The following is a 14,606-nucleotide window of genomic DNA, read 5'->3' as shown; positions in this document are numbered from 1 at the left end:
ATTGAGCTCAGACGAGCCGCCAGTCGGACTTCCAGTCCGAGTCGTCGTCGGCCAGCCTCTCGGCCCGCCCCGACCGCGACAGGGCCAGCAGGTGGGCGTACACCGAGGCGCCGGCCGCCAAGTGCAGCTTCTCGTCCACGTCGGCGTACATCTCGGCCACCAACGAGGTGATGTCCCGGGGGCCGTCGGCCAGAGCGTCGACGATCTGGCGCTCCCGCATCTCCCGGTGCTCCACGAGGGCCGCCACGTAGGGCACCGGATCAGTGATGGCAGGGCCGTGGGTTGGGCGATAGGTCGTCTCACTCCGGTGCAGGAGCCGACGCAGATTGGCCAGGTAGTCGTTCAGGTCGCCGTCGGGGGCCGGAATCACCGAAGTTGACCAGCCCATCACGTGGTCGCCGGTGAACAGCGTGGCCTCCTCCCGGAGGGCGAAGCACAGGTGGTTGGAGATATGCCCGGGGGTGTGCAAGGCCTCGAAGGTGAAACCATCGCCGACGATCACGTCGCCGTCGACGGTCGCCACGTCAGGCACGAAGTCAAGGTCTCCGGAGCCCTCGCCGTCCTCTGACTCCGGCTCCTGGTCGGCCTCCAGGGCCCGGCGGACCCGTTCCTCGTGGGCCCGAACGGCCTCCTCCGGGTGGGGTCCGAACCCGTAGGCGGGGGCGCCAGTGGCCTCCCGCACGGCGGCCGTCGCGGGGGAGTGATCGGGGTGGGTGTGAGTGACCAGCAGGTGGCTTACCCGCTGGCCTTCTGTGGCCCGCAGCACGGCGGCCACGTGGTCGTCGTCGTCGGGCCCCGGATCGATAATTGCCACCTCGCCGCCCGACGGCGGGCCCACGAGAAACGTGCCCGTGCCGTGGTAGGTGAACGGCGACGGGTTCCGGGCCACGACCCGTCGAACCAGGGGCGAGACCTGCTCAACCTCCCCGTAGGGAGGAGGGTCCTCGGTGCGGTAGGTGGGGGCCACGACCCGATCCTGCCCGATGGGCGGGCCTACAGGGTGACACCGGCCCGGCCACCCAGCGTCAGGTGGCGCACTCCGACTCGCCGATCTCGGCCACGTAGGGGCCAGTCTCGTCGTAGTCCACGTAGAACTCGGGCGCCTCGTCCGGGGTGGGGAATTCGTCCAGGTCCTTGAGGTCGACAGCCACCTCCTTGGCACCACCAGACCGTTCCAGCCAGTCCACGAAGCGTTCGCCGGCCTGCCGCTCGCCGGCGAACCGGCGGACGACCCGAACCGTGGCCTCGGCGGCGTTCTTAGCCGGCAGGCGCAGCGCCTTCTGACCAAAGTGGATCTGCTCCTGGCCGACGTAGCCGCCCAACAGCATCTGGTATCCGGGAGCGGGCTGGCCGTGGGCCCGGCGTTCGGCTCCGAAGAAGCCGATGTCGGCTGCGTGGTGCTGTCCGCAGCTATTGGTGCAGCCCGAGATGTTCATCCTGACCCCGCCCACCTCGGCCAGGCCGGCCTCGTCGAGGGCGGCGCCGATAGCACTGGCTAGGCCCCGGCTTTGGGTAACGGCCAGGTTGCATGTATCGGCACCGGGGCAAGCCACAACGTCCCGGGACAGCTCGGCGCCCGGTTGGGCCATGTCGGCGGCCACCAGTCGCTCGTAGAGCACCGGGAGCTGGTCCTCGGTGAGGTCCCGCAGCACCAGGTTCTGTCGGTTGGTAACCCGGACGTCCACGTCTAGATCCCGGACCATGGCGGCCACGGCCCGGAACTGATTCGAGGTGACGTCGCCCAACTCGCACCAGGCGTACGCCGAGACGGTGCCGTTGGCGGCCCCTCGAACCACGTTGGCCTCCATCCAGCGGTCGTAGTCGTCCTTGGCGCCCAGGGTTACCGGAGTCCCCTGGCCCATAGCCGTCGGGGTGACGCCGTCGGCCACACCGGCCGGATCGTCGCCCCATTCGGAGACCACGGGCGGTACGCCGCCCGGCCAGGAGGCCGAGGCGGGCAGCAGCTTGCGGGTGGCGACCACCCGGCGTCGAACCTCGTCGATGCCCAACTGGTCAACGACCCACTTGAGACGGGCCCGCAGCTTGTTGTCCCGGTTGCCGGTCTGCTCGAACACCCGGAGCACCGACTCAATGGTGGCAAGCAGGTCCTCGCGGGCGGTGAAGTCCTCCAGAGCGAGGGCCGGGAACGGGGTGGTGCCCAGGCCGCCGGCGATGTACACCCGAAAGCCCCGTTCCACGCTGCCGTCGTCAAACGTGCGTGTGGCGGCCACCACCCCGACGTCGTTGAACATGGCCTGGCCGCAGTCGGTGTCACAGCCTGAGAAGTTGATCTTGAACTTCCGGGGTAGGCGCTGGGCCAGCGGGTTACGGACGAAGTGCCGGTAGGCCGCCTCGGCCCACGGCGTGACGTCCAGGATCTCGAGGGGGCAGGCGCCGGCCAGGTGGCAGCCCTGCACGTTGCGCACCGTGTCGCCGCAGGCCTCCCGGGTGGTCAGGCCGACCTCGGCCAGTTTGCGCATCACGGTGGGGATCTCAGCCAGCTCCACGAAATGGAACTGGATGTTCTGTCGGGTCGTTATGTGGCCCCAGCCGCGACTGTGCTCGTCGACCACGTCGGCCAGCAGGTCCAGCTGGCCGGCGGTCATGGCGCCGTACGGGACCTTGACCCGGACCATCTGGTTGGTACCACCCTGGCGCTGGCCGTAGATGCCGTTGTTCAGCCGGAAGACGCGGAACACATCCTCGGGGACGCGTCCGGCCTGGTAGTCGGCGAGCATCTCCTCGAACTTGGTGATGTCGGCCGCCATCTCGGGATTGATGGGGGAGACCTCGGTGGGGTCGGTGAGCTGGGTCATGGTCGGCTCTCCAGGGTCAGTCAGGTCAGCGGGCAGGGGGTTCGGCGAGAGCAAGGTCGGCAACCAGGCGGTCCAGTCGGGCCTCGTCGGTTACGTCGAGCGCAGCCACCGACCCGACCACCAGAACAGCGGGCGCGTCGACCGGTCGACCGTCCAGGTCGGACAGGGTGGTGCGAAGGGTGTGCTGGGCCTGGGTGGTGGCCGACTGAATGGCGGCCACCGGGGTGTCGGGGTCCATGCCGGCGGCCAGTAGCCGTTCGGCGATGGCCCCGGCACGCGAAGCCCCCATCAGGACGACCAGCGTGGTGCCCAGCCGGGCCAGGGCGTCCCAGTCCAAATGGCGGGCCGCCGCGGGGTCCTCATGGCCAGTGACCACGGTGAAGCCACTGGCGTGGCCCCGCATGGTGACCGGGATGCCGGCAGCGGCCGGACCGGCGACTGCCGAAGTAATGCCAGGGACGACGGCCACATCTACGCCGGCCCGTCGCAGTGCTACGGCCTCCTCGCCGCCCCGTCCGAACACGAACGGGTCGCCGCCCTTGAGGCGAACCACGGTGTCGACCCTGCGTGACGCCTCGACCAGCATCTCGTGTATACGGGCCTGGGCGTCGGCCGGGCCGCCGGGACGCTTGCCTACGTCGATGACCTCGGCCCACGGGGCAACCAGGTCCAGGATCCGGGGATCCACCAGGCGGTCATGGACGACCACGTCGGCGGATTCCAGTAAGCGCATGGCCCGTACGGTCAGCAGTTCCGGATCGCCGGGGCCGGCGCCCACCAAGTGGACGGTCATCGCGACGCTCCGTCGACCAGTGGGCCGTCGAGACCCAAGGCGGTGCGTAGGCGTGCCCGAGCACCGTCCCGGTCGCCAGCCCGCACGAGGTCCAGCAGGTCGTCGTCCAGGGCGTCGACCCAGGCGGGCGACTCGCTGGTGCCGGTGGACTCCCGGAGTTCGGCCCGGACCTCGGTCGCTAGAGCCAGCACGGTCCCGTGCTCTGGTCCGATGGCGCTGTCGATGGTGCGGCGGAGCCAGGCGGCTACGGCCGGGCTGCGGCCATTGGTCGACACGGCCACCTGCAGGTCGTCGCGCCTGCTCACAGCGGGCAGGGTGAACGAGCAGTGGGCGGGGTCGTCGGCGCTGTTCAGCCACACGTCGGCCGCCTCGGCGTCCCAGTAGACCTGCTGGTCCACGGCCTCGTGTCCAGTGGCCGTCACGGCTAGGCGGTACGAGGTGACCTCGCCGCGACGGTAGGGGCGCTGGTGCCACCGGACCCGGTGGTCGTCGGCGATCTCGTCGACCGCTTCGGGGGCGACCACGGTGACCTGGGCGCCGGAGGCCAGAAGGCCAGCGACCTTGCGGGCCGCCACGGAGCCCCCGCCCACCACCAGGGCGCGGCGGCCCCGGAGATCGAGGTTCACGGGGTACGGGGTGGCGTTCATACGGGGAGGGGTTCGGTGAAACCTGATAGGTCTAGTCGGGATTAGGGTTAAACCTACCGGCGGCAGTTGGCCTATTCAACCAAAATATGATCGGAATAGTCGGGATTCGTGGATCCGGGGCCGGTGGCCGGCCACGGGTCAGACTTCCCGCATGCGTCGCTCCATCGATGACTACCCCTTCGAGGCCGCCGACTACCCACCGGACTACGAGGAGGACGAACTCACGCCCATCTCGTGGGCGGTGGGGATCAGCGACGACTACGCCGACGCCCGGCCCCGGGTTTTGCTGACCGTGGAGGAGGTGGGCCGGGCAGGACAGGGCCTGGTGGGTCACCTCTCGCCCGGCATTGCCCGGCGGCTCCGGGAGGCGCTGCGCGACGCCCTGGCCGAGATGGGAGAGGACACCGGCCGCTGAACGACCGGGGCCGGGGGCCTAGTCGGCGGCCGCCCGCCGGATCTTGTCGGCGACGTACTCCACGAAGAACCCCTCATACCGGGCCTGCACTTCAGGCAGCCTCCAGTCCTCTCCGGTCACCGTGCCCCGACAGGACAACGTGCCGCACGCACACTCCAGGCGGTAGTCGTCGGTACGGTCCATGGCGTAGTCGTGACACAGTTCCTCGTTGACCTCGATGTCGCGAATGGCCACGTAGAGGACCTGGCCCCGGAACCCCACGTTGGCGTTACACGAATGGTTGATCCGGATCGACGTCTCGTCGACCTCGTCGGCTGTCCGGGGCGAGAGGTACAGGTCGTCGTGAATCTGGAGGCTCTGGTCGCCGATCTCGGCGGTAAGCCGGACCACCTCGTCGCGGTGGACGATGTGCCCGGCCTTGACAGCCACGATCTCCCCGGCGGCGACGGGCTCGCGGGCAAAGACCCCGAGGCCGGCTACCGAGCCGTCGCGGACCTCAACCTTCGGCGACCGCCAACTCCGGATGGTGGGCACGGGGCCGGGACCGTCCTAGTCGCCGGCGAGACCCGGGTCAGCGCTTCCGGCGTCCAGATAGGCGGGGCCCTCGCCGCCACCGTGGACCTCCACGCTGGTTCCGGTGACCCACCGGGCCAAGGGGGAGGCCAGGACCAGGCACATGTCGGCTACGTCCGACGGGTTGCCGAGCCTCCTGGCGGCCAGGTTGGCTGCGATGGCGCGGCGGCGCTCCTCGCCGCCGTAGAAGGCTCCCGCCTCTTCGGTCACGATCATCCCCACGGTTACCGCTACCACCCGGATGGCCGGGCCCCACTCGTGGGCCAGGGTCCGGGTCATGTTCTCGAGGCCCGCCTTGGCGGCGCCGTAGGCAACACCCAGGGGATTAGGCCGACCGCCGCTCACCGAGGAGATATTGAGAATCACCCCGCCCCCATCCTGGACGGACATCACGGGGTAGACAGCTTGGGAGGCCGTCATCGGGGCGGTCAGGTTGAGGGCCAGGATCTTCTCATTGAAACGCGGCGAGACGGTGGCCGAGTCGGCCGGTGGCGCCCCTCCAGCGTTGTTGACCAGAACGTCGACCCGTCCGGTCTGTTCCACCGCGGTAGCTACCACGCCTGCCACCAGGTCGGGGTCCCGGACGTCGGCCTCGACGAAGGCCGCCGTTCGCGACCCATCGGTCGATTCCACCGGTTCGTCGGGAGCCGACCGTGCACAGGTGACGACGTCGGCTCCGGCGTCCAGAAAGGTCCGGACGATGACCCGGCCTAATCCCCGAGTCCCCCCGGTCACTACGACCGTTCGGCCGGTGAAGTCCAGTGGATCCGACGTCCTACTCACGGACCGCACGCTACCGCCGACGCTGCGCAGGGGCCGTCGCCGGGTCCCGGGCCATCGGAGCCGTGACCGATGCCCATTTCTGACACACCGTCAGGACTAGCCGTCGGGTCCAGCCTGCCCTACCGTCGGGCCCGTGCCGGACAAGTTGATGACCGAGGACGACGTCGTCGCCCAGCTGGAGAGTGGGATGACCATCGGGATCGGTGGCTGGGGATCCCGTCGGAAGCCCATGTCGCTGGTCCGGGCCATCGCCCGCTCCAACCTGGAGGACCTGACCATCGTCACCTACGGCGGGCCCGACGTCGGGGTCCTATGCGCACTGGGCAAGGTTCGCCGGGCCGTCTATGGCTTCGTCTCCCTGGACTCGATCCCCCTCGAACCCCACTTCCGCAACGCCCGCCAGCAGGCGACCATCGAGTTCACCGAACTGGACGAAGGAGCCTTCTACCTGGGGCTCCTGGCTGCCGCCCACCGCGTGCCCTTCTACCCGACCCGGGCCGGTCTGGGCAGCGACATGCTGACCATGAACCCGGAACTGCGGACCGTGGCCTCCCCGTACCCGGACGAGGGTGGCGACCACGAGGAACTTGTGGCCATCCCGGCCTTTCGCCTGGACGCCGCCCTGGTGCACATGAACCGGGCCGACGCCGCCGGCAACGGCCAGTTTCTTGGACCCGACCTTTACTTCGACGACCTGTTCGCCAAGGCGGCCAGCCGGACCTACCTGTCGTGCGAGAAGGTGGTGCCCACCGAGAACCTCCTCGACGAGGGCACAGTCCACACCCTGAAGATCCCCCGAATCTTCGTGGACGGCGTGGTGGAGGCCCCCCGGGGCGCCCACTTCACCGAGTGCCCACCCGACTACGGGAGAGACGAGGCCTTCCAACGGGAGTACGCGGCTACCGCACGCGACCCCGAGGCCTGGGAGGCCTTCCGGGAGTACTACGTGGAGGCCCCCAGCCACGACGAGTACCTGGCCCGGGTGGACGCCCGGTCCGACGAGGGGAGCGAGTCGTGAGCCCGGTCGCCATCGACGAGATCTGTGCGGTGGCCATCGCTGAGGCCTTCCGGGGCGACGGCGAGATTCTCTGCAACCCCATCGGTACCACGCCGATCATTGGCGGACGCCTGGCCCGGGCCACCTTCGAGCCCGACATGGTCATGACCGACACGATCTCCGTACTGGCCGCCAACACCCTGCCGGTAGGAGACCCAGACGCCGAGCGGCTGGTCGAGGCTTGGATGCCCTACCGAGACATCTTCGACGTGGTGTGGTCGGGCCGCCGCCACATTGTCATGGGGGCCAGCCAGATCGACGCCCGCGGTAACCAGAACCTGGCTGCAATCGGAGACTGGCGAAAGCCCAAGGCCCAGTTGCTGGGCCTACGCGGTGCCCCAGGGAACCTGGTCAATCACGCCACCACCTACTGGGTGCCCAACCACTCCACCCGGACCTTCGTTCCCGAGGTCGACGTGGTGTCCGGGCCGGGTTACGACCGGGTGGCCGGCCTGTCGGCCGCCGTGCGGGACAGGCACGAGATCCGGCGGGTGGTGTCCAACCTGGGTGTTTTCGATTTTGCCAACGATGAGAAGCGGATGCAGCTCGTATCCGTGCACCCCGACGTCACCGTGGACCATGTGGTGGAGGCCACCGGGTTCGAGCTGGTCGTCGGTGACGAGGTCGGTCAGACCCGCCTACCTACCGACGAGGAGCTCCGCCTCATCCGGGAAGTCATCGATCCCCATGGTCTACGCAAGGCCGAGTTCGGCAACTGAGGCCACGGTGTCCACCACGACCCCCGGCACCGCCGACCGGCGCCTCCACACCGCGTTCTGCGACCTGGTGGGCGTCCGGTACCCGATCATCCAGACCGGCATGGGTTGGGTGTCCGGCTCCCGGCTTACCGCAGCCACCGCCCGGGCCGGCGGCCTGGGGATCATCGCTGCCGTCCCGATGACCTTCGACCAGATGGTCGCCGCCATCGACGAGGTCCGGGAGGCCACCGACGCTCCGTTCGGCGTCAACCTCCGGGCCGACGCCGGCGACATCGACCGACGGGTCGAGCACCTCGTTGCCGCCGAGGTGCGGGTGGCCTCGTTTGCCCAGGCCCCCGGTCGGGACACCGTGGAACGTCTGCGGTCGGCCGGCGTGATAGTTGTCCCCACTGTCGGCGCCCGACGCCACGCCGAGAAGGTGGCCGAGTGGGGCGTGGACGCCGTGCTGGCTCAGGGCGCCGAGGGAGGAGGTCACACCGGTGTGGTGCCCACCGCCGTGCTCGTCCCCCAGGTGTTGGACGCCGTGGACGTTCCGGTCATCGCCGCCGGCGGCATCACAGACGGCCGCGGCCTGGCCGCCGCCCTAGCTTGGGGCGCCTCCGGAGTCGCCATGGGGACCCGCTTCCTGCTGACCAGCGACAGCGACGTCCCAGACGCCGTCAAGGCCCTCTACCTGGCTACCCCGGTAACCGGCACCGTGGTTACACGGGCCATCGACGGTGCCCCGCAGCGGGTGGTGGCCACCGACATGGTGGCCAGGCTGGAGCGGGCCCGCCTGCTGGCCTTCCCTCGGGCAGCGGCCAACGCCCTGCGCTTCCGCCGGCTGACCGGGACGTCCCTCCGTGACCTACTGGCCGAGGGCCTACGGATGAAGCGGGGAGGCGACCTGACCTGGAGCCAGGTGGCCATGGCCGCCAACGCCCCGATGCTCACCCGGGCCACCATGGTTGACGGCCACCCCGAGGTAGGAATCCTGCCCACCGGGCAGGGTGTCGGCGCTATCGACGACCTTCCCAGTTGTGCCGAACTGATCGACCGCATGGTGGCCGGGGCCACCGAGGCCCTCGACCGCCTGTGCGCTCCCGACCCTGACGGCGGCTAGTCGGTGGACCTCCGATTCAGCCCATCCCAGGAGGCCTTCCGCGATGAGGTCCGTGGGTGGCTAGCCGACAACCTCCCGGCCGAGCCGCTCCCCCCGATGGACACGCCGGAGGGCTTCGAACGGCACCGCCAGTGGGAACGGGAACTGCACGAGGCCCGGTGGTCGGTGGTGTCCTGGCCCGAGGCCTACGGCGGCCGCGACGTCGGCCTGGTGGAGTGGCTGATCTTCGAGGAGGAGTACTACCGGTCGGGAGCCCCAGGCCGGGTCAACAACAACGGCATCTCGCTGCTCGGCCCAACCCTGTTTGCCTTCGGCACCGAAGCCCAGAAGGACCGCTTCCTGCCCCGCATGGCCTCCGGAGAAGAGATCTGGGCCCAGGGGTGGTCGGAGCCCAACGCCGGCAGCGACCTGGCGGCCATCGCTACCAGGGGCATCCGCGACGGCGAGTGGTTCGTCCTGGACGGCCAAAAGACCTGGTGTTCTCGGGGGGCCTGGGCCGACTGGCTGTTCTGCATCGTGCGGACCGACCAGTCGGCCGAGCGCCACCGCGGCCTGTCATACCTGCTGGTTCCGGCGGACTCCGAGGGCTTGGACCGCCGCCCGGTGGGCCGGCTGGACGGCGAGCCGGCGTTCGCCGAGCTGTTCTTCGATCAGTGCCGGGTGCACGAGTCCAACCTGCTGGGCGACGAGGGCCAGGGCTGGAACGTGGCCATGGCCACCACGTCTAGCGAACGGGGCCTGAACCTGCGGGCCCCCGGACGCTTCCTGGCTGCTGCCGACCGTCTAGCCGACCTCTACCGGGAACTAGTAGGGGATGGCTCGACCGACTCCGACCTGGTTGACGAGGTGGTCCGGGCCTGGGTCGGGGCCCGAGCCTACCGATGGCATACCTACGCCACGGCGGCCCGGCTGGCCAGCGGCGGCGACCTGGGATCAGCCTCCTCAATGATGAAGGTGTTCTGGTCGGAACTGGACGTGGAACTCCACGCCACGGCACTGCGACTGCTCGGCGACCGGGCCGAACTAGTGGCCGGCGCCCCAGCCGCCGTGGACGGTGGTTCGTGGATGTCGGGCTACCTGTTCGCCCTGTCCGGCCCGATCTACGCCGGCACCAACGAGATCCAGCGCAACATCATCGCCGAGCGAGTCCTCGGCCTGCCCCGGAAGTGACCGACCCGACCATGGACGCCACCTTCTCCGACGACCAGCGCCTGTTCGCTGAGACCCTCCGCGACATCCTGGACGGCACCTGCCCGCCAGAAGCCGTGCGGGCCTCCTGGGACGACCCTGCCGGTTGGGTCGACGGCCTGTGGGACACGTTGGCGGCGACCGGCGTACTGGGCCTCACAGCTCCCGGGTCGTGCGACGGGCTGGGCATGGATGAGGTCGACCTGGTCCTCCTGCTGGAAGAACTGGGCCGTGCCGCCTGTCCAGAGCCGGTGGCCGAGCACGCAGCGGTTGCCGTTCCCCTCCTCCGCGACCACGGTTCAGACAAGCTGGTCGGGGAGTGGCTTGGACGGGCGGCCACCGGCAACGCGGTCGTGACCGTTGCCTCGCCTGTCGACGATCTTGTCCCGGCTGCCGCACAGGCCGACCTGATCCTGTTGGCCGCCGACGGTGCACTCCACGCCGTACCCGCCGACCGGCTGGCCTGCGTCGAACAGGAGAGCGTGGACCGTTCCCGCCGCCTGGCCAGCGTGGACTGGACGCCGGCACCCGACACGCTGCTGTCCGACGATTCGGCAGTCGTCGACCGTTGCGTGGACCGCGGCGCCTGGGCGGCCGCCGCCCAAGCCGTCGGCGTGGCCCAGCGACTCCTAGACCTGACCGTGGCCTACGTGGCCGACCGGGAGCAGTTCGGCAGGCCAGTGGGGGCCAACCAGGCCGTCAAACACCACTGCGCCGAAGTGGCCATCGCCCTGGAGTTCGCCCGGCCCCTCGTCCACCTGGCCGCCTGGTCGCTGGCCGCGGGGGAGAGCCCGGAGGAGAGCGGGTCGGTGGCCGTCGACGCGTCGATGGCCAAGGCTGCCGCCTCCGACGCCGTAGACCGGGCCTGCCGGTCAGCCCTCCAGTGCCACGGCGCCATCGGCTACACCATCGAGTACGACCTCCAACTGTGGCTGAAGCGAGGCTGGGTGCTGGCCGCCTCGTGGGGCGACGCACGCTGGCACCGCCGTCGGATTGCCACCCGACTGGGCCTTTCCGCCTGACCTGGTCATCCGGCTGCGCCGCACGTTCCCCTAGCCGCCAGACTGCAGCCCCATGGATGACCTCCCCGCCGACGGCGCGACGTCTCGCCGTGCCGGGTGGGACCTGGCCGACGAGGTCCGGTCCCTGATCGCCGCCGTGAACCGGTCGGCAGCAGACCCCGGGGCGCTAGAGGCGGCCCGCGAATACGTCGCGGCGGCCCGTCGGGCCTTGGAGGCCCCCGACCGCCGCCGGTGGTACGAGGTTCCCGTCGACGAGATCGACGACGACCTCGCGGTTCGCCTGCGAGAGGAAGCCGGCGACCACAGCCTCTTCCGGGGGGACCGGAACCCGCTGGCCCCACCGCTGCGGGTGACCACCGGTACCGACGACGACGGCCAGCCGGTGATCATCGGCGAGGTCCTCCTAGACCGGTCCCGAGAGGGTCCCCCAGCCCGGGTCCACGGCGGCTACGTGGCCGGACTGTTCGACGACGTCCTGAGCGGGGTTCCCAGCCTGGTTGACGCCGGACCGGTGGTCACCGGGCGCCTGTCCATCCGATACCGGCAGCCCACCCCGTTGGACGTCGACCTGCGGTTCGAGGCCCGGGTGGTCCGTCACTCCGGTCGCCGCTTGGTGGCTCGGGCCCGCTGCCTGGCCCCTAGGGCCGACGGAGGCCAGGACGTCACAGCCGAGGCCGAAGCGCTCTTCGTGTCCATCCCCCGGCGTTCCCAGGAGGCCGCCGGTGGGACCACGGAGGGCGACGGGTGACCGCCGACCGGCCCACCATCTGCTTCCTGTGCACCGGCAACGCTGCCCGCTCGGTGATGGCTCGGGCCATGTTCGCTGCCCGTGCACCTGGCTACCGGGCGGTGGGTGCCGGCACGCTGGTCCTGGAGGGCCTGCCCATGAGCCAGCGGACCCGCCAGGCGCTGGCCGACCACGGGCTGTCCGACCCCGACCACCGGAGCCGCCAGTTCGGACCGGACGACGCCTCGGCCACCCTCGTTGTGGCCATGGAACCCAGCCAGGTGGCGTGGGTTCGACGGCACTTCCCGGAAGTAGCCGGCCGCACAGCCACCCTGCCCCGCCTGGCCCGCCACCTGCCGACCGACGGTCCATTGTCCGAACGGCTGGCGTCGATGGCTCTGGCCACCGTCGAGGTCGAAGAGTGGGAGGAGGTCGTGGACCCGGCATCCGGTGACCAGGGGGAGTTCGACGCCTGCGCGGCCACTCTGACCACCCTGATCGACCGGCTAGTCGATCGCCTGGGGCCGCCGTGCTGAACCCCCGGCGGATGCCGCCGCACCGACGCGACGGCTTTCTACTGGCTGCGGCCTGCTTCCTGATCGGCGTCACCTTCGGGGTGTTCGCTGACAGCACCGGCCTGGGACTAGGGAAGGCCTCAGCGCTCTCGGTACTGACCTTCACCGGGGCCTCCCAGTTCGCGGCCGTGTCGGTAGTGGCCGGCGGCGGGACGACGGTGGCCGCCGTAGGCAGCGCCCTGCTGGTCGGGGCCCGCAATGCCCTCTACGGACCGGTGCTCTCCCCGTCACTGCGAGACGGGCCACTGCGGCGGGCCCTGGCCGCCCACTTCGTGATCGACGAGACGACGGCGGTGGCCAGCGTCCAACCGGACGCCGAACGATCCCGGGACGCCTTCTGGTTCACTGGCCTGTGGCTGTTCGCCTTCTGGAACGTCGGCACACTGCTCGGGGTGGCCCTCGGCGGGACGTTCGACGACCCGGGCGTCTTGGGGCTGGACGCCGCCTTCCCGGCCGCATTCGTGGCCCTGCTGGTGCCCCACGTCCGAACCCGGCCCGGGTGGACCGCTGCCCTGGGGGGTGGGGCCATCGCGGTGGTGGCCGTGCCGACCACTGCGGCTGGGGTTCCCATGCTGCTGGCCGCCCTGGCCGTGTTGCCTGGGCTATGGATCCGACGGAGCCGGCTGGCGGGACCGGGCGGGGAAGACGGGACGTGAGCTGGACGGCTGTACTGGTCATCTCCGGGGGCGCCTACGCGTTCAAGCTGCTCGGCCTGGTGGCCGGCACCCGCTTTGCAGCAGCCCTCGAACCGGTGACCGTGCTCCTGCCCCCTGCCCTCTTCTCGGCCATCATCGTGCTGATGACTGTGGCTGACGGGCCAGCCCTCGTGATCGACGCCCGTGTGGCCGGGGTAGGCCTGGCCACCATCGCCGTGTGGCGGCGGGCCCCCTTCGTGGCGGTGGTCCTGGTGGCCATGGCGGGTACCGCGGTGGTCCGGCTGGTCACCTGAGCCCCTGGAGTCGCCGTCTAAGTTCGACAGGGTGAGCCGGGTCGAGCCACCTTCTGACCCGAGGCCGGACCTCGGGGGCGTCTCTCCCTCCGTCCAACGTTCTCTGGTGCTGCCGCGACCCCGCTGGCGCGGCGTGATGCACCGGGTCGCCGTCCCGGCCACTGTGGTGGCTGGTGGTTGGCTGGTGTCGACGGCCCCGGCGGGTCGCGACCGGGTAGGGGCCGCGGTCTTCGTGGCTGGCGCCCTCCTCATGTTCGTGGCTAGCAGCCTGGTTCACCTGCGGCGGTGGCCGATCCCGGTCTGGGAGGGGCTCTTCCGCTTCGACCACGCGGCCATCTTCGTGCTGATCGCGGCCAGCGCCACCCCGATTGGGGTGAGTGTCCTGGAGGGTCGGTCGGCCACCCTGCTCCTGTGGGCGGTGTGGATCGGGGCGGCCATCGGGGTGGGCCTGCGTCTGTTGCCCTTCCACCCTCCGAAGGGGCTGATGAACTCCCTGTTCCTGGCCCTGGGCTGGGTGCCGATCGTGGTTGCGCCGGACCTGTTCCGCGGCCTCGAACCGCTGGCCATCCTGCTGGTGGTGGTGGAGGGGCTCCTATACAGCGGCGGCGCCCTGATGCTCGGCGCCCGGTGGCCGGACCCGTACCCGGAGGTGTTCGGCTACCACGAGGTCTGGCACACACTGGTCACCACGGCGGTGGCCGCCCACTTCGGGGTGGTGGCCCTCGTGGTCACCGCCTGACCGGGCTCCCAGGGTTCCCGGCGGTACGGTCGTCGCCGTGATCGTCGGCGACCCGGCAAACCGGCTCGGGTGGTGGCGGACATCGGCCTGTGCCCTTGTGCTGGTCGCAGGGGCGGGTCCGGCGTGCGGGTCGGAGCCGGTCACCGACCCGGTCCGCGCCACAACGTGTGCCGAACTGGTGGACGCCGGTCGGGCCACCGCAGAGGAAGTCCTAGACAGGCTGGCCAACCGGACGTTGGCCGACCTGGAGACCGACCATCCCAGCCAGCCGTTCGCCGACCTGAACCCCGTGCTGCGTCGTGACGTCTTCGCCGCTCGGGCCGCCGACCTGGGCTGCGGGGACGCCGAGTTGACCGACCTGGCCTGCACCGCTTTCCAGGGGCTGTCCCACCAGGCCCACGGCGACCTGGCTCGGGCCTACCTGGCGCCCTATTTCACCGCCTGCGACTGAACCCACCGCGGAGCCGCCTCGTCGACCCGTCGGGCACCCCGGGTGACCAT

At 70.3% G+C, this 14,606-nt stretch carries 18 protein-coding genes; 12 read left to right on the top strand and 6 right to left on the bottom strand.

Features of this window, described 5'->3' with window-relative positions:
* Nucleotides 1–7: 7 nt before the first annotated feature.
* From MK181_04350 to MK181_04335, 4 genes are read right to left on the bottom strand one after another with little or no spacing between them, the layout of a single operon-like run.
* The gene (locus MK181_04350; protein ID MCH2419030.1) at nucleotides 8–967 is read right to left on the bottom strand and encodes an MBL fold metallo-hydrolase; all 960 of its coding nucleotides are present in this window, start codon (nucleotides 965–967) and stop codon (nucleotides 8–10) included.
* Between the two features lie 58 nt (nucleotides 968–1,025).
* Nucleotides 1,026–2,816 carry a nitrite/sulfite reductase gene (locus tag MK181_04345; protein ID MCH2419029.1) on the bottom strand — a complete coding sequence of 597 codons (1,791 nt, stop codon included), beginning with the start codon at nucleotides 2,814–2,816 and terminating at the stop codon, nucleotides 1,026–1,028.
* A 25-nt stretch (nucleotides 2,817–2,841) separates the two neighbouring features.
* Nucleotides 2,842–3,609 (bottom strand): uroporphyrinogen-III C-methyltransferase, encoded by a 768-nt coding sequence (gene cobA / locus MK181_04340; GenBank protein MCH2419028.1) that lies wholly within the window; start codon nucleotides 3,607–3,609, stop codon nucleotides 2,842–2,844.
* The gene (locus tag MK181_04335) at nucleotides 3,606–4,235 is read right to left on the bottom strand and encodes a bifunctional precorrin-2 dehydrogenase/sirohydrochlorin ferrochelatase (GenBank protein ID MCH2419027.1); all 630 of its coding nucleotides are present in this window, start codon (nucleotides 4,233–4,235) and stop codon (nucleotides 3,606–3,608) included. The genes cobA and MK181_04335 overlap by 4 nt, the downstream gene beginning before the upstream one ends.
* Before the next feature lie 172 nt (nucleotides 4,236–4,407).
* Between MK181_04335 and MK181_04330 the strand changes: the two genes are divergently transcribed.
* Complete coding sequence (locus MK181_04330) at nucleotides 4,408–4,671, top strand: hypothetical protein (protein MCH2419026.1); 264 nt, start codon at nucleotides 4,408–4,410, stop codon at nucleotides 4,669–4,671.
* A gap of 18 nt (nucleotides 4,672–4,689) precedes the next feature.
* On the opposite strand, the gene MK181_04325 is transcribed toward MK181_04330, so the two are convergent.
* Both MK181_04325 and MK181_04320 read right to left on the bottom strand, forming a co-directional pair.
* Entirely contained in the window at nucleotides 4,690–5,205 is a 516-nt protein-coding gene (locus tag MK181_04325; GenBank protein MCH2419025.1) for an SET domain-containing protein-lysine N-methyltransferase, read from the bottom strand.
* 15 nt (nucleotides 5,206–5,220) lie between these two features.
* Nucleotides 5,221–6,027, bottom strand: coding sequence for an SDR family oxidoreductase (locus MK181_04320; GenBank protein ID MCH2419024.1), 807 nt, complete (start codon nucleotides 6,025–6,027; stop codon nucleotides 5,221–5,223).
* A gap of 133 nt (nucleotides 6,028–6,160) precedes the next feature.
* Between MK181_04320 and MK181_04315 the strand changes: the two genes are divergently transcribed.
* The 11 genes from MK181_04315 (at nucleotide 6,161) to MK181_04265 (ending at nucleotide 14,556) form a co-directional block, all read left to right on the top strand.
* Nucleotides 6,161–7,045: an acyl CoA--acetate/3-ketoacid CoA transferase subunit alpha gene (locus MK181_04315; GenBank protein MCH2419023.1), complete on the top strand. Its 885-nt coding sequence runs from the start codon at nucleotides 6,161–6,163 to the stop codon at nucleotides 7,043–7,045.
* Nucleotides 7,042–7,803 (top strand): CoA-transferase, encoded by a 762-nt coding sequence (locus MK181_04310; protein MCH2419022.1) that lies wholly within the window; start codon nucleotides 7,042–7,044, stop codon nucleotides 7,801–7,803. The genes MK181_04315 and MK181_04310 overlap by 4 nt, the downstream gene beginning before the upstream one ends.
* Before the next feature lie 7 nt (nucleotides 7,804–7,810).
* Nucleotides 7,811–8,905, top strand: a complete 1,095-nt coding sequence (locus MK181_04305) for a nitronate monooxygenase (GenBank protein ID MCH2419021.1) — start codon at nucleotides 7,811–7,813, stop codon at nucleotides 8,903–8,905.
* 3 nt (nucleotides 8,906–8,908) lie between these two features.
* Nucleotides 8,909–10,075 (top strand): acyl-CoA dehydrogenase family protein, encoded by a 1,167-nt coding sequence (locus tag MK181_04300; GenBank protein MCH2419020.1) that lies wholly within the window; start codon nucleotides 8,909–8,911, stop codon nucleotides 10,073–10,075.
* A gap of 11 nt (nucleotides 10,076–10,086) precedes the next feature.
* Entirely contained in the window at nucleotides 10,087–11,115 is a 1,029-nt protein-coding gene (locus tag MK181_04295; GenBank protein ID MCH2419019.1) for an acyl-CoA/acyl-ACP dehydrogenase, read from the top strand.
* Nucleotides 11,116–11,167: 52 nt separating this feature from the next.
* A complete protein-coding gene (locus MK181_04290) occupies nucleotides 11,168–11,863 on the top strand; it encodes a PaaI family thioesterase (GenBank protein MCH2419018.1) in 696 nt (231 codons plus the stop codon).
* Complete coding sequence (locus MK181_04285) at nucleotides 11,860–12,378, top strand: hypothetical protein (GenBank protein MCH2419017.1); 519 nt, start codon at nucleotides 11,860–11,862, stop codon at nucleotides 12,376–12,378. The genes MK181_04290 and MK181_04285 overlap by 4 nt, the downstream gene beginning before the upstream one ends.
* A gap of 11 nt (nucleotides 12,379–12,389) precedes the next feature.
* Nucleotides 12,390–13,073, top strand: coding sequence for an AzlC family ABC transporter permease (locus MK181_04280; GenBank protein ID MCH2419016.1), 684 nt, complete (start codon nucleotides 12,390–12,392; stop codon nucleotides 13,071–13,073).
* A complete protein-coding gene (locus MK181_04275; GenBank protein MCH2419015.1) occupies nucleotides 13,070–13,366 on the top strand; it encodes a hypothetical protein in 297 nt (98 codons plus the stop codon). Before MK181_04280 ends, MK181_04275 begins: the two co-directional genes overlap by 4 nt.
* Nucleotides 13,367–13,472: 106 nt before the next feature.
* Nucleotides 13,473–14,105 (top strand): hemolysin III family protein, encoded by a 633-nt coding sequence (locus MK181_04270; protein MCH2419014.1) that lies wholly within the window; start codon nucleotides 13,473–13,475, stop codon nucleotides 14,103–14,105.
* A gap of 37 nt (nucleotides 14,106–14,142) precedes the next feature.
* Nucleotides 14,143–14,556, top strand: coding sequence for a hypothetical protein (locus MK181_04265; protein ID MCH2419013.1), 414 nt, complete (start codon nucleotides 14,143–14,145; stop codon nucleotides 14,554–14,556).
* Nucleotides 14,557–14,606 lie beyond the last annotated feature (50 nt).

The organism is Acidimicrobiales bacterium (assembly GCA_022452035.1).
In the GTDB taxonomy this organism is placed as follows: domain Bacteria; phylum Actinomycetota; class Acidimicrobiia; order Acidimicrobiales; family MedAcidi-G1; genus UBA9410.
The sequence above is the reverse complement of the archived record's forward strand: the minus strand, read 5'-3'. Positions and strand labels throughout refer to the sequence as shown.

What these genes read in the sequence shown, in the direction of transcription:
- MK181_04295 (MCH2419019.1), top strand. Translation starts at nt 10,087, where the DNA reads ATGGACGCCACCTTCTCCGACGACCAGCGCCTGTTCGCTGAGACCCTC.
- MK181_04280 (MCH2419016.1), top strand. Translation starts at nt 12,390, where the DNA reads ATGCCGCCGCACCGACGCGACGGCTTTCTACTGGCTGCGGCCTGCTTC.
- cobA (MCH2419028.1), bottom strand. Translation starts at nt 3,609, where the DNA reads ATGACCGTCCACTTGGTGGGCGCCGGCCCCGGCGATCCGGAACTGCTG.
- MK181_04345 (MCH2419029.1), bottom strand. Translation starts at nt 2,816, where the DNA reads ATGACCCAGCTCACCGACCCCACCGAGGTCTCCCCCATCAATCCCGAG.
- MK181_04290 (MCH2419018.1), top strand. Translation starts at nt 11,168, where the DNA reads ATGGATGACCTCCCCGCCGACGGCGCGACGTCTCGCCGTGCCGGGTGG.
- MK181_04330 (MCH2419026.1), top strand. Translation starts at nt 4,408, where the DNA reads ATGCGTCGCTCCATCGATGACTACCCCTTCGAGGCCGCCGACTACCCA.